The following is a 21,085-nucleotide window of genomic DNA, read 5'->3' on the forward strand; positions in this document are numbered from 1 at the left end:
GCTTCACGCCTATACCTTCAGCCTCGCCGCTCACCTCCCTTCCCAAACCAAGAGGCCCTCTATATAGAGAGCCTGCATTGGTATTGTATAGGAAAATGCTTTGTTACAAGCCTCTTCATACTATTATATTATTGATCAAAGCGTCCGTAGAAGGCATTGCGGTATACATCAGCCAATTCAGTAACCAGCGGCAGCTTTGGATTTGCAGTTGTACATTGATCCTCAAAAGCGCGGTCAGCCAGATAATCTACACGTGATTCAAAGTCTTTTGGATCGAATCCGAGTTGTTGGAACGATTCCTCGATACCGAGTGTTTTGTTCAACTTACGGATCGCGTCAATTAAGCTGTTAACCCCTTCTTCAGTGGTACGTGCAGGCAGTCCCAGTATGCGTGCAATTTCTGCATAGCGCTCATCTGCAACAAAGTGCGAATATTTAGGGAACGAAGCAAATTTTGTCGGTTTTTTCGCATTGTAGCGAATAACGTGCGGCAGCAAGATAGCATTCGTGCGGCCATGCGCCGTATGGTATTGTCCGCCCCATTTATGTGCAAGACTGTGGTTAATACCCAAGAATGCATTAGCAAACGCCATACCTGCAAGTGTAGAAGCATTATGCATTTTTTCGCGAGCCAACTTGTCGCCGATCAGAGCCGATTGCTCCAGGTATTGGAATACCAGTTGAATGGCTTTAATTGCCAGACCATCTGTGTAATCATTGGCCATTACAGACACGTAAGCCTCGATAGCATGTGTCAGAACGTCCATACCTGTATCGGCTACAGCTGTTTTAGGCAGCGAATATACAAACACAGGGTCAATAATTGCCACATCAGGAGTCAACTCATAGTCAGCCAGCGGATACTTCGTGTTGCCCAGGTTTTTGTCTGTAATTACTGCAAACGATGTGACTTCCGAACCTGTACCCGAGGTTGTAGGGATAGCTACAAATTGTGCTTTTTGACCCAGACGTGGGTACTTGTAAATCCGTTTACGAATATCCATGAATTTTTGCTTCAAGTTATTGAAATCAGTATCCGGATATTCATAGAACATCCACATGCCTTTAGCAGCATCCATTGGCGAACCGCCGCCGAGTGCGATGATGCAATCCGGTTGGAAACGTCTCATCATTTCAGTACCACGCTCTACCGTAACTGTCGATGGATCTGGCTCAACTTCAGAGAACACTTCAATCGCAACTGGTGTTTGGCGCTGGTGCAAATAATGAATGACGCGGTCCACATATCCGAGTTTCACCATCATAGGGTCAGTGATAATGGCTACACGTGTGATATCAGGCATTTTAGCAAGATACTGTGTCGAATTTTTCTCAAAATAAATTTTGGAAGGTACTTTGAACCATTGCATATTCACCGTCCGTTTCGCCACCCTTTTCACATTAATCAAGTTAACTGCAGATACGTTCGACGAAGTCGAGTTACGACCGTACGAACCGCAACCAAGTGTCAACGAAGGAAGGTTGGTGTTGTAAATATCACCGATTGCACCATGTGTGGAAGGTGCATTTACAATGATACGACCTGTTTGCAAACGGTTTGCAAAGCGAGCGATAACGTCCTCATCTTGCGAATGGATAGCTGACGAGTGACCCATACCGCCGAACTCTACAACTTCAGCAGCACGTTGGATACCTTGCTCTGCATTTTTCACTTTGTAGCAAGCCAATACCGGACTCAATTTTTCCGCAGATAATGGGAATTTGGTTCCTACTCCTTCAATTTCAGCGACCAAAATTTTTGTTCCTGCCGGTACTGTAATGCCGCTCATTTCAGCTATTTTTACAGCAGACTGTCCGACGATGGCCGGGTTCACTGCACATTTTTCTACATTCATAGCCCCTTGAGTGAGCTTAGCTGCTTCTTCTTTATTTACAAAGTAGCAACCATTAGCAATCATCAATTTCTTCACTTGCTCGAAGATAGGCTCTTCGATAATTACGGCTTGTTCCGAAGCACAAATCATACCGTTATCAAAAGATTTAGAAAGGATAAGGTCGTTCACGGCCTGTTTGATATCGGCTGTTTTTTCAATAAAGCAAGGTACGTTACCAGGACCTACGCCAAGTGCAGGTTTACCACAGCTATAAGCTGCCTTAACCATGCCTGATCCGCCAGTTGCCAAAATCAATGCCACATCAGGGTGGTTCATCAGTACATTTGTTTTATCCATCGAAGGTGCTTCAATCCATTGGATGCAATCCGCTGGAGCACCATGTTTAACAGCTGCTTCAAGCAATACGCGGGCTGCTTCCGCACTACACGATTGAGCAGATGGATGGAAGCCGAAAATGATTGGGTTACGTGTTTTAATGGCAATTAACGCTTTGAACATCGTAGTCGAAGTCGGGTTTGTTACTGGAGTAATCCCCATGATGATACCGACTGGCTCTGCAATCTTTTGGAAGCTATCGAAATCATTATCTTCAATGACACCAACGGTCTTCTCATTTTTGATGCTGTGATAGATATATTCTGTTGCAAACATGTTTTTGGTGATTTTGTCCTCGTACACACCGCGTCCTGTTTCTTCAACAGCCAACTTCGCTAGGTGCATGTGCTTATCCATCCCTGCGAGTGCCATAGCTTGTACGATTCCGTCAATCTGCTCCTGATTCATACTCATGAAAGCTTGCTGTGCCCGGTTCGCCCGGTCAATCAGCGTTTGAATATACTGCTCTGCGCTTTGCTCTTTTTGGATAACCTCGTTTTTAACAGCCATTTCCCTCATCCTCCTGTTATCTCGTGTACTATCTCTTGTTCACGCACTGATCGTAACACAGCTTTTCAAGATATTTTGTGATTTTTTTCACAATCTATTTAAAATTTTATTTTATGAAGTGAATTAAATCACAAAGTTTGGAATTCTGCCACTTTTACCCCCTCTTCTTGCCCCAAAAACTCATTGCACAGGTATATAATGAATTTGAATTGATCAAGTTGCAGATAAAAAACATAGGATACAAAGGGGAAATGGACGATGAGAAACCCTACAAATGTAATGGAAGCCCGCGGCAACACCTGTTGCTTCTCGGAGGCCAGCTTCAACCGGTTGCAAGTGATGATGAAAGATCGAGTTATGCCAGAAAGCTCGCATTTGTTCTGGGAAGGAGATACAGCGGATAAGCTGTTTTATATTAAGCGCGGACGCGTAAAGGTAACCAAAACAACGGATGAGGGTAAGGAACTTATTCTATATATGTATCAAAGCGGCGATCTTGTTGGTCAAGCTGATCCTTTCTTCGGCACCAAGCATTCCTTTTCTGCTGAGGTTCTGGAGGACAGTGATATTGGCGTAATCGATCATACAGATTTGGAGCTGCTTATTTGCCAGCATTGTGATTTTGCGATTGACTTTATGAAATGGATGGGATCGCATCATCGCATTACTCAGACCAAGTTCCGCGATTTGATGATGTACGGCAAGCCTGGCGCTCTATGTTCCACACTCATCCGACTATGCAACACCTATGGTGAGCCTCACGGCGACTATATCTTGATTCATAAAAAGATTACTCATACTGACTTATCAAATATGATCGGTGCTACCCGGGAAAGCGTAAATCGGATGCTCAGTGATCTGCGTAAGAAAAATGCAGTAGAATACGATAATGGTATGATTGTTGTCAAGGATTTGGAAATGCTGCAAGGTGTATGTCATTGTGAATTGTGCCCACGTGAGATTTGCCGGATATAATAAATTGTTTTTTAATGTAAAAGGGAGTGCTGTAAGCCATTATTAGCTTATAACACTCCCTAATTTTATTCCACTCCCCATTTTTTAGAGAACGGACGGGACAGTAACAAAGCACATAACTCGACCTTCTTCTGCCCTACACGCTTTAAAACTGAAAGCATAGATAACTTAAATTTCCCATCTCATAGCTTCTATGGATGACCTTAGCTTCGTTTGCAGGATTGCCACTACCCATTGCAATAAACAACGGTACAAAGTGTTCTGCTCTAGGTACGGCCTGACGAGCATATGGCGCTTCGCTTTCATAGTGATCCAAAGCTTCTATATCTCCGCTTTGCACTTTTTCGATAATCCAGTCATCAAAATCAATTGCCCAAGGCTCCGTTTTCGTTTCTCCCCATTTGACAATACGCAGATTATGGACAGTCACGCCACTGCCAATGACCAGAATATCTTGTTCTCCCAACTCACGCAACACGTCACCAATGGCAAATTGTGCTTTGGGCGAGAGGTACGGATTTACGGAAATCTGAACTACCGGAATGTCTGCCTCAGGATACATACGATGCAACAATGTCCATGAACCATGATCCAGTCCCCTCACCCGATCAGTTTGTACATCGATGCCCTTTTGTTCATATAACTTTTTCAACTTATTAGCTAGTTCAACAGAACCATGTGCTGGATACTTCACTTCGTACAGTTCGGGTGGGAAGCCTCCAAAATCATAAATTGTATCGTATATGTCATCCATTGAACTAATCGTTAACACTTGCGTCTCCCAGTGAGCTGTAAAGATAACAATCGCCTTAGGGTGAACGCTTTTCCCCAACTGCTCTAGAAATGCAGTGTAGTCCGTCTGTTCAATACCAAGCATAGGTGATCCGTGGGCTAAAAATAAAGATGGTACCATTAAAAAATCCCCTTATCGCAAACAATTTATTTTATTCACTTAGTAACTTTATGTAAGCAATAATACATAAGTAATATAGTAATGTCAATATAGATGCCAGCATATACTTAAAGATCAGCAATTCTTTAAATAAAGATTGATATAGGTATAAAGTCATAGTAATATGTAACTAATAAATTTAAAAATATTATTATATCCCGATACAAAGGACTGGTTTCTATGGAGATACATACTTCGAATTGCCCAAAATGCGGTTCCGTTTTCCGTCAAAATCTTAGAAACCTGTGTAATACTTGTATTCAAGAAGAAAATATATTCTTTGACCGCTGTTCTAACTATCTATGGAAGCATCCTTCAACTCATACCCGCCAACTCAGTGATGTGACTGGCACACCTATGGATTTGCTCACAGATTGGGTAAGAGCAGGTAAATTCCCCTCCACATACAGTCAGCTTGATTATCCTTGCGAGTCCTGCCGTTCTCCCATTTATGCAGGAAGACTTTGCCACTCGTGTTTAGGCACATTTCGTTCAGCCGCACTGGATATTCAATCCCGCATCCCTCGCCGTACAACAGCCGGAGTATTCTCAGTAGCAGGGCGCGCTAAAAGCTATTAAGCCGTACTGCCTACCACAAAATAAAAAAACAGCCTTTTCCTAGGAAGAGGCTGTTTTGCTATGAGAAACACTTAATGAGTTTGGTGATCATCTAATCCATTCCTCAGCCCAAAATTGAATCTGCTCCATAACCGGCTGAAGTGCACGACCTTTGGTGGTTAGCTCATATTCAATGCGGACAGGAGTTTCCGGATATACATGGCGTGTAAGAATCCCTTCATTTTCCAGATCCTTCATCCGTTCTGATAACATTTTGTCACTCATTGTGGGAATCAGATTGGAAATATCCTTAAACCGCTTGGGACCGCTCATCATGGATTGAATAATCAATCCATTCCAGCGCTTACCCAGACATGAAAAGGCGGTTTCAAAACGCGGACACATTTTTGTAAATTGCGGTTGACTCTCCAAATTTTTCACCTTCTTTTGCATTTCGGTTTGATAAAGCTTTCCTTTTGTTAGTATATATCATTTTAGCATACTTTATCCCGAAAGAAAACACTTTCTTAAATTTAATACCTGTGCTGATAAAGTTGCCATGACCAAAACTGATTATACAACAAACCAATGGGCAGGTATATGTCTAATTCGTTAAATACAAAAAGGCGGAATCCCCAGAGGTTCCGCCTTTAAACCTGTTATTTATATAATTCATCAATATGTGATAATTGTAACTATACCAACACTCCACCAAGCGGCCTTACCGGTTCACTTCTACCATATACTGGTTTTTTATTACTTGTCGGTGAAGCCCAACGGATGCTGTTAGCAATGACCTTCAAAATATCAGGCTGGTAATACGTCGGATAGGTCTCATGCCCTGGTCGGAAATAAAATATTTTACCACTGCCTCGATGGAAGGTGCATCCAGTCCTAAATACTTCGCCGCCTTCAAAGTTACTGATAAAGACTAGTTCATCCGGCGCAGGAATATCAAAGAACTCGCCATACATCTCTTCCTGCTCTAAGAGAATTTTGCCGTCTATTCCTTCCGCAATAGGATGTGACGGATTTACTGACCAAATAATCTCCTGCTCGCCTGCAACTCTCCATTTTAAATCACAACTAGTGCCCATCAGAGCTTTAAATGGCTTGGCGAAATGGCCTGAGTGCAATACGATGAGGCCCATTCCTTCCTGCACACGCTTGACGACACGCGCTGTAACTTCATCGCTCACCTGATCGTGGGCTTTATGTCCCCACCACAGCAGCACATCTGTGGAATTGAGGATTTCTTCTTCCAAACCATGTTCGGCATTATCACGCAAAGTAGCTGTTCGAATGGCAAAACCTTCATCTGCCAAGCCGTCAGCCAATGCCTGGTGTATGCCGTTAGGATAAATCCGTTTGGCTTCTTCATTTAACTTTTCGTTCAAAAATTCATTCCAAATGGTGACGTTAATCATCACAGTTCCCCCTATTAGGTTAGACCCACCACATCTCGCTCAACGGTTCTTCAATCAGGACCTGGCGAAGATTATGGACAGCTTTAGTAAAGCCTTCTTCCACGGACATCAGACCGTCTTCATGCTCAATACTTACTACATAATCGTATCCCACCAGACGCAGAGCACTGATAATATCTGCCCAGGTTTTTACATCATGACCATAGCCCACAGTACGGAACTGCCATGCTCGATCTAACATATTCGTATACTCCTGCATATCGGTAAGTCCGTATTTATTAACATTGATCGGATCAATCGTCGTATCCTTGGCATGGAAATGGTGAATGGCTCCCTCTCGGCCTAAAATTTGAACCGCCTGTACGGGATCAATTCCCTGCCACCACATATGGCTCGGATCCAGATTAGCACCAATGACCTCTCCTGCCGCTTCACGCAAACGAAGCAAGGTTGCTGGTGTATGAACGGAGAAGCCCCCATGTAACTCCAGCCCTATTTTAACATGGTGATCTGCTGCAAATTTACCCGTTTCAGTCCAGTAAGGAATAATTTTATTCACCCATTGCCACTTCAGCACTTCCTGGAAATCATTAGGCCACGGAGCCACAGGCCAGTTTGGATACTTCGCATCCTCGTGATCACCTGGACATCCTGAGAAAGTGTTCACAACAGGAACTTCCAGCTTTTCTGCCAATCGGACGGTTTTAAGAAATGTGTCATGATCTGCCTGTGCCAAATGCTTTTGTGGATGAAGCGGATTACCATGACAGCTAAGCGCGCTAATCGTTAATCCCCGGGATTCTACTGCCTTTTTAAAATTTTTGAGCGCCGTATCGTTCTCTAGCAACTCATCAGGCTTGCAATGCTTATCTCCCGGGTTGCCACCTGTTCCGATTTCTACAGCATCCAGTCCCTGAGAAGCCACATAATCCAGCGCCTCCTCCAATGAACGTCCACCGAACAACACCATAAATACTCCAAGTTTCAAAAGAAATCCCTCCCTGTATCATATGTGAAAAAAGCTGCTTTCATTATAGTGATTGTCTATTCGGGATCATTACAAGGCTTAGTCAAAATAAACTGCTTTTCCTGTACGGGCCGATTCATAGATGGCTTCCAAAATTTCAGTAACCACCAGTGCCTGCTCCGGCTTCACAAGGAGTTCTTTGTCATCCAAAATAGATTCGATCCACAGACGGGCTTCACGGTCTGCCTCATTTTCCGTTTCACCGGAGTAAAAGGCCACTCCTCCTGCATTCAGATCTATTTTAGTGTCAAACAAGCGGCTGTTCTTTTCTCCGTTAATGCGCAATCCATCCTGCATATCTGCTCCGCCTTCGGTACCGCATAACAACGTCTTGGCTTCACCAAACTCTACAACATTTAATGCCCAGCTGGATTCCAATACAATCGTAGCTCCATTTTGCATGGTGATGAACCCAAAAGCTGAGTCCTCTACTTTAAATTCCTCTGGGTCCCACGGTCCAAAAGCATTGGCTGCATTTTTTCGATCTCCCAGCTTATGGAAGGTTGAACCTAGTACACTTTTAGGCTTGTAATTATCCATCAGCCAGAGTGTCAAATCAAGTGCGTGTGTGCCGATATCAATCAGCGGGCCACCACCCTGTTTCTCTTCATCCAAGAACACTCCCCAGGTGGGAACCGCACGGCGGCGTAGAGCAATGGCTTTACCAAGATAAATCTCACCAAGCTCTCCTTGCTCGACCAATTGCTTCAGATACAGACTGTCATCACGATAACGATTTTGATAAGCAATGGATAGCTTTTTGCCTGTACGGTTGGCCGCATCAAGCATTTCCCGTGCCTGCTCAGCAGTTTTAGCCATCGGCTTTTCACATAGCACATGCTTACCTGCCTCAAGCGCCGCTACCGTAATTTCCGAGTGCGAGTCGTTAGGGGTACATACATGTACAACTTCAATGTCTTTATTTTCTAGCAGCTGACGGTAATCACTGTAAACTTGTGATCCTTCAACACCATACTTTTCAGCAGCCTCTTCAGCACGTTCCTGTATAATGTCACAGAAAGCTATGATTTCTGCTCTCTTTTGCTTGGCAAGACTCGGTAAGTGTTTACCGTTAGCAATGCCCCCACAACCGATAATCCCGATCTTAAGTGTTTTAGACATGAATATTTCCTCCCTGAGCTGCGTATTGTTGGAGCCACTTCATACTGGTTTCAATGCTTTCGATTGGAGGATTTGAGCTGAAATCCTGTTCCACAACAACCCAATCCACACCTGCTTCAATAGCGGCATCTGTAATGGTCTGAAGCTGCACTTCTCCTTGGCCTAACTCTACAGTAACTGCTTTTTGCTGCTCGTCGCGTGCCATATCCTTTAAGTGAATGATAGGCAGGCGTCCACGATATCGTCCGATGTATTCCACTGGATCATAGCCCCCATAGTATACCCAACAAGTATCCATTTCGACCTGTAACAAATCATCGGGAACCGCATCATATAAAGCATCGAATACCGGGCGATCATTGATTTTCTCTGTTAGCTCAAAATCATGATTGTGATAAGCCAGTATCAACCCATGCTCCTTTACTTTTTTACCAATACGATTCAGATTAACAAAAAGGTCATCCCACTCCCGCTCTTCTTCGGTTAAATAAGGAACAATGAGGTACTTGTTACCCAATTCTTTGTGATATGCAATTTCCTCATCCAAATGATGCAGCAAGCGGCTGTATTGTATATGAGTTCCGACAACTTCCAGATTTAGTTCATCCAAAAGCGCCCTGACATCCTTGGCACTACGCCCAAAGAAGCTATGAAACTCAACCCCTTTATAGCCCAGCTCAGCTACCTTGCGCAATGTGCCTTCAAAATCCTGTTCAAGCTCTTCCCTAACTGTGTATAATTGTAATCCTACTTTAGTCAATCCCCTTCACCTCTTCGTTAGGATGAATTTTCGTTATATCTGTTCCATTACACCTGCTTGCCCGCCTCTGGTATCGCACATCTGCAGTGCCTGGCAGCCAGGTACCGGCAGATAAAATGCAAACTCCATCTCAGGCCGAAGCATCGATCTATCCACTTTGTATACGTTTACAACACTCAATTTATCGACCCTCTCCTTGGCCCTTCCATTCAATAGATCACCAAAGGTCACTACTTCAAAGGGCGGGTTGGTTTGGAGAATTTTAAGATATACCGAGCTAGTGTTACCACAGCTGATAATCCCGGCCTTATTCGTTTTACGTCTTCACACTCCTTGGCCTCTAACATGTACTTTCTCATCTAACATGTAAGCTTTACAGTTCACATGGTATTCTATTTTGCTTTCGTTTAAAATGAATAATATGATTAAAACATGAACAATCTGGTCAATATTTGAAACAGCCATATGCCCAAAAGGAGTCATCATCATGTCTATCATTGAGCCTTGCCAGGTTCTTACCGCAGGCTATTCCTTCCACCGTAAGCCCTTTTATTCGAACCAGCCTGATGGAATCAAAAATTATTTATTCCGTCTGCAAACAGATGGACGCTGTCAAGCACGCATTGACGGGAAAATGACACGGATTGAGGCAGGTGATCTGCTGCTGTTCAATCCGACCGAGCCTTATGAACTGGATATTCACAGTGAGTTGAACCCCATGGGAGAGCAGGTTGTAGAAAGTGGGGATTATCACATTTTTTTCGGTGGCCCCTGGGTAGATGAGTGGTGGAATCATCACAAACGTCCCAACCGAATTAAGGTTCAGCTCACAGAAGCCCTGCTTGGCCTATTTCGTCAGCTCGTGTTGGAGCAGCGACGTATTTCTAATCCTTACCCGGAAATATCAAGCTATTACATACGCATTTTATGTTTGGAGTTTGACCGTATACTATCCGAGCAGCCCACTGCTACTCATCATAACTATCTTGCTTATCAGATAAAAAATTATATTGAAGAAAATGCATCATCTAATTTTAAGCTGGATGACGTGTCTTCGCACGTCGGGATCAGCGTATCCCGAGCGGTACACCTGTTTAAGGAAACGTTCGATACGAGCATTATGCAGTACACACTGGACGTCAGGCTCAACATGGCAAGGGAGCGTATCATTTTCAGTCCCATGTCACTGGAACAAGCCGCCGAATCGTCAGGATTTGCAAACTACACATACTTTCACCGTGTATTTCGTTCCCGCTTTGGTATGTCGCCCAAGGAATTCAGAATGATACACCGCGAGCAATTGTAGAAAAAAGAGAGCGTTCCCCTGAACGCTCTCTTTTTTCTAACAAATCATTTAACGGGTGCTGCTTACATACCACAATCTAATTTTTTAAGGAACGATTGTCAGCATCACAACCGACATCGGTGGCAGTGTAACATCCAAATGCTGACCTTGCAGCTGATAAGATGTAAAGGCTTCCTTTTTCACACGCTCTGGCTGATCAAATGTATTATGTGCCTGCATATCGTCACTGGCTAAGACAACACCATTGATCTTCTTAACCTCTTCGATCCCTCTTAGCTCAAGGCTCAAATTTGCCGATTCGCCCGGATGGACATTGCATAAGCTTATATGAATAAAGCCATCTTGAGCCTTAGAGGCGGACACACTTACTTGTGGGATGGAGTCTCCATCATACTTATAATTGCCTACCTTCGCATGAATAGCCAGTGCTTGTGCATCCTGATGCACTTTGAACATTTCAAATACATGGTATGTCGGGGTCAACAGCATAGCAGGGCCTTCAGTTAGAACCATCGCTTGCAAAACGTTGACCATTTGAGCAATATTCGTCATCTGCACACGATCATGATGATTATGGAATATGTGCAGGTGTAGTCCGGCTACCAGCGCATCCCGCATCGTATTTTGCTGATACAGGAAGCCAGGATTGGTACCTGGTTCGGTCAGGAACCAAGTTCCCCATTCATCGACGATCAGCCCAACCCGTTTGTCAGGATCATATTGGTCCATAATGGCAGAGTGGCGAGTAATCAATTCATCCATGTGCAATGATTTTTTCATCGTCTCAAACCATTCTGCTTCATCAAAACCGACTGCGTGTCGTTTCCCTTCCCAACTCCCCGGTATTGTGTAGTTGTGTAGACTCAAACCGTCCATAAGGTGCCCGGCTTCGCGCATCAGTACTTCGGTCCAACGATAATCATCCACATTCGCCCCACCAGCTATTCGATAAATGCGATTCTCTCCATAGTTACGGACATATGTCTGATAGCGGCGATACAGGTCAGCATAATATTCCGGGCGCATGTTACCGCCACAACCCCAGTTTTCGTTACCAACTCCAAAATATTTGAGCTTCCATGGTTTCTCACGACCGTTTTCCTGACGCCATGCAGCCATAGGGGACTCCCCGTCAAAGGTCATGTACTCTACCCACTCCGACATTTCCTGCACTGTACCACTGCCTACATTCCCACAGATATACGGCTCTGCATTCAATAGCTCACACAATTGGAAAAACTCATGTGTACCAAAATGGTTATTTTCAACCACACCGCCCCAGTGCGTATTTACCATTCTTTTGCGGTTTTCTTTCGGTCCGATCCCATCTTTCCAATGATATTCATCGGCAAAACAGCCCCCTGGCCAACGCAGCACAGGAATGTTCAGCTGTTTGAGCGCTTCCACCACATCATTTCGAATTCCGTCAGTGTTAGGGATTGGAGAGTCCTGTCCCACCCATAAACCTTCATAAATGCATCGTCCAAGATGCTCGGCAAATTGCCCATAAATATTTTTATTAATAACGCCCTGTTCCCAATCGGTATTTACAATAATAGAACCCTTCACCACAAAACCTCCCAAACATTAAAATTGTTGAAGCATCACAAAAATGATTACGCTTTCATAATCGCATAAATTACACTCACACTACCGTTCTCTTTTCGAACTCTAATATTACACATTGTCACACCTAACAATCCTTTTATTAATATAAATATTAATAATTAAACAAAAACATTTTACGTGTTTAATATATTTTATTGTCTACAATTTGTCAATTGCTAACAACAAAGTCCAAGCAAACCAAAAAGGTCTGCCATTAAGGCAGACCAGGGGATGACTACTTTAGCCTGTAATCTCAGATTTAATTGAGTCTGGGCTTTGCATTTCTCAAGCTGATCCTTGCCAACGTGAACCATGGTAGCTGGGACAATTTTGAGTTACTGCCAAGGCACGTATACGAACAATACTTCCACTAATGCCACATGTGTGACCGGACATTAACTCATCGCATTGTGCACAGGCCAACAGTCTGGCTTTGTATACTTCATCGTTTACACAATCCATTTTGGGTCTCATATTGTTAAGAATTCTGGTAATTTGCTCTTCCGATAAAGCGATATCTCTTTCACAGCCTTTACAAGTACTGGGCACAGGTATATCTTCCATCGTCAGCTTACCCTCCCGATCAACAATATCCTCAGTAAAAACAGTTTATTTCCACGATGCCACGAATGACTTTGCCAGATGCTTTATTATAGGTGGACTTATTTCCGTTCCGACGGGAGCTGGGCGGCCGCCTCGGATACGACCATCGCCAAGTCCTCATTTCCGAACATGGACAGCACCCCTAATACCGTATCCAGCGGAATATCACCTGCTTCTTCGCGCGATACAGTCAGCTTGCGTATTCGCAGCAGACGCTCGTTGCTATCCTGCTGCGGATACGCTGCACGATATAATTCCTCTGGCTCCAAGTCGTTATTGATGCACCATTGAGCAAACACAAGGATCATCATATCTTCTTCTTGCTTATAATTTTCAATGATGGCTTCTTCTACCTGTTTACCGCGGTTGTCTTCTTCCATTGATACATTTCTCCTTCAACCTAATTCTTGATGTCTGGATCATCATGGTTCGATATTAATCACTCAAACCACTAATCAGTTCTTCCGCTAGCATATGGCTTTCCAACACTTTTCCAGCTTGTATAGCACACTCCTCCGGACGATGAATATGCTCCAGAAAATGATTCACCACCCCGGCGAATCCACGTCTTTCCAATATTGTCTCCCAGCTTCCAAAAGTTTGCGTTCGTGATAAATTATTTTTTTGCATGAAAATAGCCTGTTCCATATTCGTGACTTCAACAGACCGTCCTGCCCCGTGAAGCTCCAGCTTCTCTATGTCAGCTCCTGCCTGTCTGCTCATACTGTATGTACCGGCGGCATTTCCCAAACGCAAAGTCCCGAACGCAGCGTCCATATATCCTTCACTTGTTGTATCCAGACTACTTTGCAGTAGCTCATAATTATCGCCACCCAGCCACAGTAGCAAATCAAGCATATGAATTAAATCATCATAAACCGTCTGTGTCGCCGATCTACGATCATATCCAGTTCGGTGTTTAATCGCCGCACATTGACTGAAACCGCCCACTTCCTCTAGCCAAGCTTTTGCAGCCATATAGTGCGGAGCAAAACGTCGATTAAAACCTACCGCCAGCAGTACAGCCTGTGCTTCCGCGAAAGCAGTCATTTCCAAATTCTGACGAACATCATAGGACAATGGTTTATCCACGTACACCGCTATCCCTTTTTCAATACACGCCATAACTAGGTCAAAATGAGCTTCGGTGGCCGCATGTATAAATACAGCTTCCGGCTCCCATGCCAGCATTTCCTTCACGTCCGTCGTTCCTCTTGGTAGTCTATACTGCTCCATAGTAGAACTGACCGGCTCCTGTGAACGGTTCATCACTCCTACAATGTCTACGCCTTGGTGTGCAGCCAGTAACGGCAGATACACTTTACGAGCGATTCCACCTAATCCTGCAATAGCTATTCTTGTCTTGATTGGCTTGTCCATATCGTTCCACCTCTAATCACTCATTTCATCTGTTGTCTAGTTTACATGGAAGTCCGCTGACAAGCAAAGAAAAGAGACTGCTCCTGACCCAGATGGATCTGAGGAACAGCCTCTAAGACTTGAGTATCCAGCTTCAGCCAGATTACTTCAATATAAGTTAGCTTATGCGTGCAACGCTTCTTTTTTTGTTTTCTCACTTTTTACTTTTTTAACACGCATCCCGATGGCTACAACCAGAACTACAATCAAGACTTCAAAACCGTATTTAACGACTCCATTTGCGAACCAGTGTGCAATTAATGGCTCGGCCACCACCATTTTAGCAGCGGTATACGCTAATACTGCGGCTCCAATCGTGATCACTACTGGGTAACGTTCTGTCAGTTTCAGAATAATCGTGCTTCCCCACACCATGATCGGAACGGAGATTGCCAGACCTAGAATAACCAGTAGCATATTTCCATGAGCGGCTCCCGCAACAGCAAGCACATTATCGAGTCCCATCATGGTATCCGCAATAATAATGGTGCGAATCGCTGCCCACATCTGATTTGTAGCTGAAATTTCATGTTTTTTCTCTTCGACCAACAACTTATAGGCGATATAGATAAGGGCCAGCCCCCCAACCAACCGCAATCCATATATTTGCAGTAAGTATGTGACCAGCACTGTAGCAATCACACGAATGACGACTGCTCCGACCGTTCCCCAGATAATGACCTTCTTTTGATTGGCCTTATCAACATTCCGCGCTGCCAAGCCAATTACGATCGCATTGTCACCAGCTAGCACCAGATCAATGATAATAATGGACAATAATGCGGTTAAAAACTCAATTGACAAAAAATCCATACGTTTCTCCCACCTTCTTTGTTTATTTGTTATACTGTACATAGTTCAGCGCTTTATACTAAAAAAAAGCGCCATTTCGCGGAATCCGGAAACGGCGCTTGACCCAATTTTGGCATCAAAAAAAGACCATTTACCCGGATTCCTAAAATCCTGGCAAAGGTCTCGCTTACAACATTACGTTGCCAATAAAGCCGGGGATTAAGAATCCCGTAATGACGACTTTACTCGCTGAGCTACTCCCCTTTGGGAACTATTCTGTTAGTGGCAGTATAGCATACATTTTTGGGAATGTGAACCCTATTTTTTTCTGTATAAGCAATAAGCCGAACAGGGATATTGAAAGAGGTATATAAATGAAAAAATGGTTACTCCCCGCGGCTTATGTTTCGCTGCTCTGCATCGCGTTTATCTACAGATATGATTGGCTCGCCTGGGCAAACAAGCAAACCTCCTTTCCGGTTCTGCTATTGCTCGCATTTTTATTCGCGTTAATTCCGTTTATCCCTTACAAGCTGATTATCGCTTCCATTGCTTATGCAGCAGGAGCCTGGCAAGGTGCTTTGATTTGCTGGCTTGGCACTACTTTGGCTGCGTTGGTCGTTTACAGTGCTGTACGTACCCTGTTCCGTGACAAAGGACGTGCATATTTGGAGCGTGTTCCCGTACTGGAGCGCTTCAATCAGGTCATGGAGAAAGATCCTTTTATTGCTGTGCTACTGGCTCGCCTGATTCCAGTCATTCCTCAGGCAGCTGTAAATGTATATGCCGGAGTAGCAGGGTTTCCATTTTGGAGCTTTATGCTAGGTACAGCGATCGGCAAACTTCCCGCAATTGCAGTGTATGCTTATGCAGGCGGTACCTTTGCGGAACACCCAATCACGGGTTTGCTTATTTTGCTGCTATATACTGCACTGGTAGGTGGAGGGTTTGTACTTTACAGAAAAAGAGTTAGGCGCGTCAACAAAATATAACACTAATGAGTTTGTGCCGCTTCTGTAGAATGTTTCATTGCAGTTTTTGGGACACACTACAGCTACGCAACTGAGTACTTTCTGGTGTTTCGTTGGATTTTGCAAAAATCCCGTATATAATTTAATTGTAAGCTATTTAAATAACAACTAATTAAACATTCTCAGATTGGAGTGATAAAATATGAGCACCAACAATCCAAATACGGTAGAAAAGGCAACTTTTGCGGGTGGCTGCTTCTGGTGCATGGTCTCCCCTTTTGAGGAAATGCCCGGTATTTTGAAGGTTAGATCTGGATATACAGGGGGACATACCGAAAATCCTACCTATGAAGAGGTATGCTCTGAAACAACGGGACATGTGGAAGCCGTACAAATTACATTCGACCCTCAAGTGTTCCCATATGAAAAACTGTTGGAGCTATTTTGGCAACAGATTGATCCAACGGATGAAGGTGGACAGTTCCACGATAGAGGTTCATCCTACCAAACGGCTATTTTCTATCATAATGATGAACAACGCATCAAGGCAGAGGCTTCCAAAGAAGCTCTCGCTCAAAGTGGCCGTTTTGACAAGCCCATTGCTACATCTATCCTGCCTGCGGCAACTTTTTATGAAGCAGAAGAATATCATCAGGACTATCATAAGAAGAACCCCGCTCACTACAAACGCTATCGCAAAGGCTCAGGACGTGAAGATTTTATTGAGCAAAATTGGTCTGCCAAGATTGATAAATCCGATCTTAAAGATCGGCTGACGCCTATTCAATACGAAGTAACACAAAAAAACGCAACCGAGCGCCCATTTCAAAATGAGTTTTGGGATCATGAAGCTGAAGGCATTTACGTGGATATCGTATCAGGAGAACCTTTGTTTAGTTCACTGGACAAATATGATGCGGGTTGCGGCTGGCCTAGCTTTACCCGTCCGTTGCGCAGTTACAATGTCAAAGAAAAGACCGATCTCAGCCATTTCATGATTCGTACCGAGGTCCGAAGTCGCGAAGCAGATTCCCATTTAGGGCACGTATTCGATGATGGTCCAGGTCCAGAGGGTTTGCGTTATTGCATCAATTCTGCCGCGCTCCGCTTTGTGCCTCAGGAAGACTTGGAGCGTGAAGGATATGGAGCCTATAAGTCATTATTTGAAAAGTAAGTAGCCGTAAAAATAACGAGGCTGACCCGGAATCTATCTGTATTCGATGATCACGGGTCAGCCTTTTTTTTGATATGGTAGCGCATCTACTGATCTAGCTCATCACCCACCCAAGCCAAATGGCTAGCGGTACCAGCAATAGCTGAGCTAATAAAGTTCCTGCCAAACGCGAGATGATCATCCATCCGTACACGCTGTTCATTCGGATTAGGGGCAGCTCCCCTCGTAACGTTTTTTCTGACAACACCGCCAATCTTGGATCAATTAACAAGGTCAACAATACCGTCGCGACACCATTGATTAAGCCTGACGACATTGACATTGCCGTACCTTGAGCGGGCCATAGGAATGACGCATACAAGGCAGATACCACTCCGGTTGTATAAATTGCGGTAACGGCAATATTTAAAATAATTAGACGCTTGGGGATCACTCCACTGATTAGGGAGGTAAACATGGACCAGCTAGGGCGCTTTATGTAGTAGCCTGCATGCTTCCAGCGATTTCGCTTTATTAAATGGCGCATTAGAGCCGGTATAGATCCAGTATGCTCCAAATGTACAATCCATCTGGCTGACATGCGTACCACTGTTGGATACAGTAATATAGCAAGCATAGTTCCAACGGTGGCGGCCAGCAGTACCCCGTGCATATACAGTTCCAGTCTCATATCCGTTCCGCCCAATTGTGCTGCCTCTTTAGCCTGATCGACCATCCCTCCAAGTAAAGGTCCCTGTGCCATATTGGAGGTACGTGAAACCAACAGCAGCATTCCGGCCACGGTTAATGCCAATCCAATCCGACGTGCTCGCAAACCACCAAGCCGAAGAGCATAGGACAAGCTATCGGTAGTATGAATGATGATGGTTAGTAAAAAAACGAAACCCCAGGCAAGCAAATGTTTCACTCCTTTTTCTGGTATTCTGCACACCATTATACGCTTTTTCTTAAGATAAATTTTACAATATATTCATTACTCTAATTTTTGTTAGTCTAAGCCGACAACGGGTAATACATAATACATCACCTGCTAAAAAGGAGTGTGCAACCATGCCTTGGAACAAACATGATTACCCGCCATCCATGAAAAATCTAGAACCCCGTGTGCGAGAAAAAGCCGTTGATATCGCTAACGCTCTACTCCGCGAAGGCTATGAAGAAGGGCGTGCGATTGCGATTGCCACTGCTCAAGCTGAGGAATGGAACGATAATCATCCAGCCGCACGAGAATCGCCGAGCAATCAATGAAGAGAGACGAACAGCCCATTTCAACCTTTAAATACAAAAATGAATCGGTGGACGAAGCTCAAAGATTTGTAGAATAGCAATAGATTCCTGCAAATATTCATAAACAGAACGGGCGTATCCATTCTACTTTAAAGCCTTTCTGATGAAGCTAAATACAGCGAAAGGGTGTTACGTAAGAAGATTTCTCTCCTGACGTAACACCCTTTCCTTATTGACGAAGGCTGTGGACGACCGGCACTGTTTTGGCAACTACCTTTTTAGCGGGAATAGCCGCTGGCAGTACCTTTTTCACAGGTCGGTGCAATTGGAACGTGGTCGTCCATGTAATTATTTTTCCGGCAAGCCACACAGCCAGTATTGTAAACATTGTTTCCTTCACAGGCAGATACAACAGCGATAATCCCAGTACGATGATGTCACTGACGATAAACACGTTGCCGATTTTCCATCCGCGCCACTCGCTGATTAGCAGCGACAAAATATCATCGCCCCCGGTTGCTCCACCGAATCGCAGTACGATTCCGGCTCCTAAACCTGTGAGCACCCCACAAAGTAGAGCTGCTATTAGCAGATTTCCATGCAGGTCTATAACCAGAGTCGAATATTTCTCAAATCCTGCATAAAACAGTGAAAAGGCGACGGCTCCGATTAATGCTAGCATCATAAATCTTTTGCCCTTCAGTACCCATGCTAGCAATATGACGGGAACATCAAGCATCAGCATACTCCATGCTGGAGATATGCCAAACGCATAATGACCCAGCAAAGCTAAGCCTGCAAATCCGCCCTCTGATAAATGATTCTGGGCATTAATGTGATAGTACGTAAAAGCTAAAATGCATGTTCCGAGCAACATGACAGCAATCTGTCTCAGTGCTCCATTGTTCACGATAAATTCGTAAGTTTTCCTCATACAGGCTCCCTCGGTTTCTCGTAAGTTTGATGTGGATGAACCCACTCTTACGGAAGCAACCTGGTAAGATGTGCCTGGAGGACTTGGTCCTTCGCATGTACAATCCCCTCTTCCGCAGAGTTGGCTTTCGCAACTTGACGTTACTCCGCGGAAAAGCTAAGTATAAGACAGATCAAATCGTTTCCAAATCGTCCTTTGGGGAAGTATCCTTCGGGGACACATGGTATCCTGATCCTTTCTTTTGTGGAATAAAACTCCGACATTTCTGTGGTGCATATAATTCTATAATTTATTATACCACACCTTGTCACCTGCTAAACAGCTTGCTTTTTTGCTGCACCATATTTTATTTTATGTGTGAGCATGCTTTATTGTATGTGCGAGTTGACGCATTATACCAAAGGTTTGGCGAATACACACTTAATGACCTGAGTGTGTTTTATTTTCACTTGGAGCTATTACCCTTAGTTTGGCTGTTCTGCGCTGATTGGCCATAAAGACGCCCCCGAGTATAAGAACCAGCCCGGTCAGCACGTTCCAGCCGATATGCTCATTCAGAAGTAAAAAGCCCCATACGATGGCACTCACTGGTACAAAATACGTTACCGAAGAAGCGAATTCCGCACTCCCGCGCAAAATCATATAGTTGAACAAGATATATGCTACCCCTGAACCCAAAACTCCTAGTCCTATTAGGGAACCCAATACTCCCGGAACAGAAACGATCGACAAATCTGGTCTGTCTACTATTGCCATCATAATACCACCCCCTGCTGCCGCACCAAACAGTGTCGCAAAGGTAGCCTGATACATAGAAAGATTGGAGAGAAAACGTTTGGAGAGCTGTGTTCCAAATCCGTAGCAGAGAGTCGCAAGCAGCATACATCCAAAACCTACAGGATCAACAGAAATCATAGATGCAGGATTAATACCTAATAAAATAACAATTCCTATAAAAGCGAGACCCATTCCTAACCACTGCAGGCGATGAAATACAGCTCCGAAGAAGACAAGACCCACCAACATCGTCCATATTGGCGTAGTGGCATTTAATACAGAAGCCATGCTGCTAGCTATTCTGGTTTCACTAAAACCAATCAACGTCCATGGTAAAACCATATTTACACATGCTACCAGAATAACCGATTTCCACGGAATGCTTTTGATTTTAAACGGCTTACGCATAAGAAGCATTAATAAGACGATAAAAATAAGACCAAAGCTGGAGCGCAGAAATACAATGGTCCACGGTCCTACTTGATGTAGCAATAACACCTTAATAAACATAAAGGAACCGCCCCAAATAAGGCTCAACAATAATAAAGCTACATATAACGAACGTGACAATATGTAAACCTTCTTTCTCTACTTTCTTAAGTTAAATAGTAAAAATGACCGCTAGCAGAACACTATCCCCTTCTATGTAAGGTTTTTTATCCATCAGCTTAACACAAACTCTGTTTGACTGTCATCGGTCATATACGAAAGA

Annotated in this window: 21 protein-coding genes; 5 read left to right on the forward strand and 16 right to left on the reverse strand. The window is 44.0% G+C overall.

Annotated features, from left to right (window positions below; genetic code table 11):
- Positions 1 to 128 precede the first annotated feature (128 nt).
- On the reverse strand, positions 129 to 2,741 hold the full coding sequence (gene adhE, locus KSP24_RS08110) for a bifunctional acetaldehyde-CoA/alcohol dehydrogenase (RefSeq protein ID WP_013371805.1): 2,613 nt from the start codon (positions 2,739 to 2,741) through the stop codon (positions 129 to 131).
- A 258-nt stretch (positions 2,742 to 2,999) separates the two neighbouring features.
- On the opposite strand from adhE, the gene KSP24_RS08115 reads away from it, so the two are divergent.
- Positions 3,000 to 3,716 carry a Crp/Fnr family transcriptional regulator gene (locus KSP24_RS08115; protein WP_014599995.1) on the forward strand — a complete coding sequence of 239 codons (717 nt, stop codon included), beginning with the start codon at positions 3,000 to 3,002 and terminating at the stop codon, positions 3,714 to 3,716.
- Between the two features lie 145 nt (positions 3,717 to 3,861).
- Here the strand turns inward: KSP24_RS08115 and KSP24_RS08120 are convergent, their stop codons facing one another.
- The 7 genes from KSP24_RS08120 to KSP24_RS25220 form a co-directional block, all read right to left on the reverse strand.
- Entirely contained in the window at positions 3,862 to 4,629 is a 768-nt protein-coding gene (locus KSP24_RS08120; protein WP_216974872.1) for a DODA-type extradiol aromatic ring-opening family dioxygenase, read from the reverse strand.
- A gap of 705 nt (positions 4,630 to 5,334) precedes the next feature.
- Complete coding sequence (locus KSP24_RS08125) at positions 5,335 to 5,679, reverse strand: winged helix-turn-helix transcriptional regulator (protein ID WP_013371810.1); 345 nt, start codon at positions 5,677 to 5,679, stop codon at positions 5,335 to 5,337.
- 242 nt (positions 5,680 to 5,921) lie between these two features.
- Entirely contained in the window at positions 5,922 to 6,653 is a 732-nt protein-coding gene (locus tag KSP24_RS08130; protein WP_216974873.1) for a ThuA domain-containing protein, read from the reverse strand.
- Between the two features lie 19 nt (positions 6,654 to 6,672).
- Positions 6,673 to 7,641: a sugar phosphate isomerase/epimerase family protein gene (locus KSP24_RS08135; protein WP_216974874.1), complete on the reverse strand. Its 969-nt coding sequence runs from the start codon at positions 7,639 to 7,641 to the stop codon at positions 6,673 to 6,675.
- Positions 7,642 to 7,719: 78 nt separating this feature from the next.
- The gene (locus KSP24_RS08140; RefSeq protein WP_216974875.1) at positions 7,720 to 8,802 is read right to left on the reverse strand and encodes a Gfo/Idh/MocA family protein; all 1,083 of its coding nucleotides are present in this window, start codon (positions 8,800 to 8,802) and stop codon (positions 7,720 to 7,722) included.
- The gene (locus tag KSP24_RS08145) at positions 8,795 to 9,562 is read right to left on the reverse strand and encodes a sugar phosphate isomerase/epimerase family protein (protein WP_058711549.1); all 768 of its coding nucleotides are present in this window, start codon (positions 9,560 to 9,562) and stop codon (positions 8,795 to 8,797) included. Before KSP24_RS08145 ends, KSP24_RS08140 begins: the two co-directional genes overlap by 8 nt.
- Before the next feature lie 33 nt (positions 9,563 to 9,595).
- The gene (locus tag KSP24_RS25220) at positions 9,596 to 9,742 is read right to left on the reverse strand and encodes a hypothetical protein (RefSeq protein ID WP_233902221.1); all 147 of its coding nucleotides are present in this window, start codon (positions 9,740 to 9,742) and stop codon (positions 9,596 to 9,598) included.
- A gap of 307 nt (positions 9,743 to 10,049) precedes the next feature.
- Between KSP24_RS25220 and KSP24_RS08155 the strand changes: the two genes are divergently transcribed.
- A complete protein-coding gene (locus KSP24_RS08155; protein ID WP_016822319.1) occupies positions 10,050 to 10,868 on the forward strand; it encodes an AraC family transcriptional regulator in 819 nt (272 codons plus the stop codon).
- Between the two features lie 84 nt (positions 10,869 to 10,952).
- Here the strand turns inward: KSP24_RS08155 and KSP24_RS08160 are convergent, their stop codons facing one another.
- The 5 genes from KSP24_RS08160 to KSP24_RS08175 form a co-directional block, all read right to left on the reverse strand.
- Positions 10,953 to 12,437, reverse strand: a complete 1,485-nt coding sequence (locus KSP24_RS08160; RefSeq protein ID WP_216974876.1) for an alpha-N-arabinofuranosidase — start codon at positions 12,435 to 12,437, stop codon at positions 10,953 to 10,955.
- A 324-nt stretch (positions 12,438 to 12,761) separates the two neighbouring features.
- Entirely contained in the window at positions 12,762 to 13,040 is a 279-nt protein-coding gene (locus tag KSP24_RS25610; protein WP_013371818.1) for a hypothetical protein, read from the reverse strand.
- A gap of 98 nt (positions 13,041 to 13,138) precedes the next feature.
- A complete protein-coding gene (locus KSP24_RS08165; RefSeq protein WP_058711552.1) occupies positions 13,139 to 13,459 on the reverse strand; it encodes a hypothetical protein in 321 nt (106 codons plus the stop codon).
- Positions 13,460 to 13,514: 55 nt separating this feature from the next.
- Positions 13,515 to 14,459 (reverse strand): Gfo/Idh/MocA family protein, encoded by a 945-nt coding sequence (locus tag KSP24_RS08170; RefSeq protein ID WP_216974877.1) that lies wholly within the window; start codon positions 14,457 to 14,459, stop codon positions 13,515 to 13,517.
- 162 nt (positions 14,460 to 14,621) lie between these two features.
- A complete protein-coding gene (locus KSP24_RS08175; RefSeq protein ID WP_017427476.1) occupies positions 14,622 to 15,311 on the reverse strand; it encodes a TerC family protein in 690 nt (229 codons plus the stop codon).
- A gap of 353 nt (positions 15,312 to 15,664) precedes the next feature.
- Here KSP24_RS08175 and KSP24_RS08180 point away from each other — a divergent pair, with 353 nt between their 5' ends.
- Both KSP24_RS08180 and msrA read left to right on the forward strand, forming a co-directional pair.
- Positions 15,665 to 16,282 (forward strand): TVP38/TMEM64 family protein, encoded by a 618-nt coding sequence (locus KSP24_RS08180; protein ID WP_216974878.1) that lies wholly within the window; start codon positions 15,665 to 15,667, stop codon positions 16,280 to 16,282.
- Positions 16,283 to 16,463: 181 nt separating this feature from the next.
- Positions 16,464 to 17,435, forward strand: coding sequence for a peptide-methionine (S)-S-oxide reductase MsrA (msrA, locus tag KSP24_RS08185; RefSeq protein WP_013371823.1), 972 nt, complete (start codon positions 16,464 to 16,466; stop codon positions 17,433 to 17,435).
- Between the two features lie 94 nt (positions 17,436 to 17,529).
- Here msrA and KSP24_RS08190 read toward each other — a convergent pair whose 3' ends face one another.
- On the reverse strand, positions 17,530 to 18,333 hold the full coding sequence (locus tag KSP24_RS08190; protein ID WP_216974879.1) for a lipid II flippase Amj family protein: 804 nt from the start codon (positions 18,331 to 18,333) through the stop codon (positions 17,530 to 17,532).
- Between the two features lie 152 nt (positions 18,334 to 18,485).
- Here KSP24_RS08190 and KSP24_RS08195 point away from each other — a divergent pair, with 152 nt between their 5' ends.
- Positions 18,486 to 18,683: a DUF2188 domain-containing protein gene (locus KSP24_RS08195; RefSeq protein ID WP_013371825.1), complete on the forward strand. Its 198-nt coding sequence runs from the start codon at positions 18,486 to 18,488 to the stop codon at positions 18,681 to 18,683.
- 208 nt (positions 18,684 to 18,891) lie between these two features.
- Here KSP24_RS08195 and KSP24_RS08200 read toward each other — a convergent pair whose 3' ends face one another.
- Together KSP24_RS08200 and KSP24_RS08205 are read right to left on the reverse strand one after the other, a co-directional pair.
- A complete protein-coding gene (locus KSP24_RS08200) occupies positions 18,892 to 19,596 on the reverse strand; it encodes a YitT family protein (protein ID WP_058829783.1) in 705 nt (234 codons plus the stop codon).
- Positions 19,597 to 20,016: 420 nt separating this feature from the next.
- Positions 20,017 to 20,943, reverse strand: a complete 927-nt coding sequence (locus KSP24_RS08205) for a DMT family transporter (protein ID WP_040103421.1) — start codon at positions 20,941 to 20,943, stop codon at positions 20,017 to 20,019.
- Positions 20,944 to 21,085: the final 142 nt, after the last annotated feature.

This window comes from Paenibacillus sp. AK121, assembly GCF_019042715.1.
Taxonomy (GTDB): Bacteria; Bacillota; Bacilli; order Paenibacillales; family Paenibacillaceae; genus Paenibacillus; species Paenibacillus polymyxa_C.